Source organism: Microcystis sp. M53602_WE12, from assembly GCF_030065455.1.
GTDB lineage: Bacteria > Cyanobacteriota > Cyanobacteriia > Cyanobacteriales > Microcystaceae > Microcystis > Microcystis aeruginosa.
This window is the reverse complement of record NZ_JASJFB010000138.1, coordinates 1-1,268: the sequence shown is the minus strand read 5'-3', so window position 1 is coordinate 1,268 and position 1,268 is coordinate 1. Positions and strand designations below refer to the sequence as shown.

General features: G+C 45.0%; 1 protein-coding gene. It reads left to right on the top strand.

The features are described from left to right. Window positions 1–182 precede the first annotated feature (182 nt). Window positions 183–1,022: a nitrate ABC transporter ATP-binding protein gene (locus PX482_RS05495; protein ID WP_002759200.1), complete on the top strand. Its 840-nt coding sequence runs from the start codon at window positions 183–185 to the stop codon at window positions 1,020–1,022. Window positions 1,023–1,268: the final 246 nt, after the last annotated feature.

Below are 1,268 nucleotides of genomic sequence, written 5' to 3'. Positions count from 1 at the left end.
GATCGGTTATCTCAATAGTTTAGAGATCAAACAAAACGTCACCATGGCCGAAGTGGCTATTGATGCTCGTCCTAGTGCCAGTGAATCTCGCAAAATTGCCTAAAAATCGACTAAGGGGATAATTCCTAGCCAATTATCCCCAGCCATTGCTCCTATTAACTAATTTCCCCCAAAGACTAATCATGTACACTACCACCGACACCGTTAACCGAGCAACCCAGACCCCCAGTAAAGAAGCTTTTGTCACCATTGAAGGAGTTTCTAAGGTTTATCCCACTGCTAGAGGCCCCTACACCGTCCTTAAGGATGTTAATCTCAGCATCAATGAAGGTGAATTTATCTGTGTGATCGGTCACTCCGGTTGCGGTAAATCGACCCTATTAAATATGGTGTCGGGTTTTTCTTCTCCCACCGATGGCATCGTTAAAGTTAACGGTAAGAAAATTACTAAACCCGGGCCCGATCGCATGGTAGTGTTTCAAAACTATGCTTTATTGCCTTGGTTAAGCGTTTTTGAAAATGTCTATCTCGCGGTAGATGCGGTGTCTCCCAATGCTCCAGAGGCACAAAAACGCTCGATCGTGCGGGAACATTTAGCGATGGTGGGTTTAACCGAAGCTATGGACAAAACCCCTCCCCAAATCTCCGGGGGGATGAAACAACGGGTTTCGATCGCCCGGGCCCTTTCTATCCGTCCAGAAGTATTAATTCTCGATGAACCTTTCGGCGCTTTGGATGCGATTACCAAAGAGGAATTACAGGAAGAATTGCTGAAAATCTGGCAAGATAAACGCTGTACGGTGTTGATGATCACCCACGATATCGATGAGGCCCTTTTCCTCGCTGATAAGCTGGTAATGATGACCAATGGACCAGAAGCGAAAATCGGCGAAGTGATGAATATTCATTTCCCCCGTCCCCGCGATCGGGAGAGAATTATGGAGGATCCTGAATATTATCGTCTGCGTAACTATGCCCTCGACTTCCTCTATAATCGTTTCGCTCACGATGATGTTAGCTAGATGTGAGCATTTGTATTAGTTTGGGGTGCGGTTGACTTAACAGCGATCGCACCTAGATTTTTTTTCTGGGGAAGCCTTCTTCAAGTAAAATTATCTCTAACTAGGTAAGTAGGTAGGCACAATTATTTGTAGGATGGGTTAGCGGTAGCGTAACCCATGCGGGCGTTGGGTTTCATGCTTCAACCCAACCTACGTTCATTTTATATTTAATTCCACCCACCTACTTATATATTTACCTATTTCTTC

Excerpts from the sequence above, each read along its gene's own strand:
- PX482_RS05495 (WP_002759200.1), top strand. The coding sequence starts at position 183 with ATGTACACTACCACCGACACCGTTAACCGAGCAACCCAGACCCCCAGT.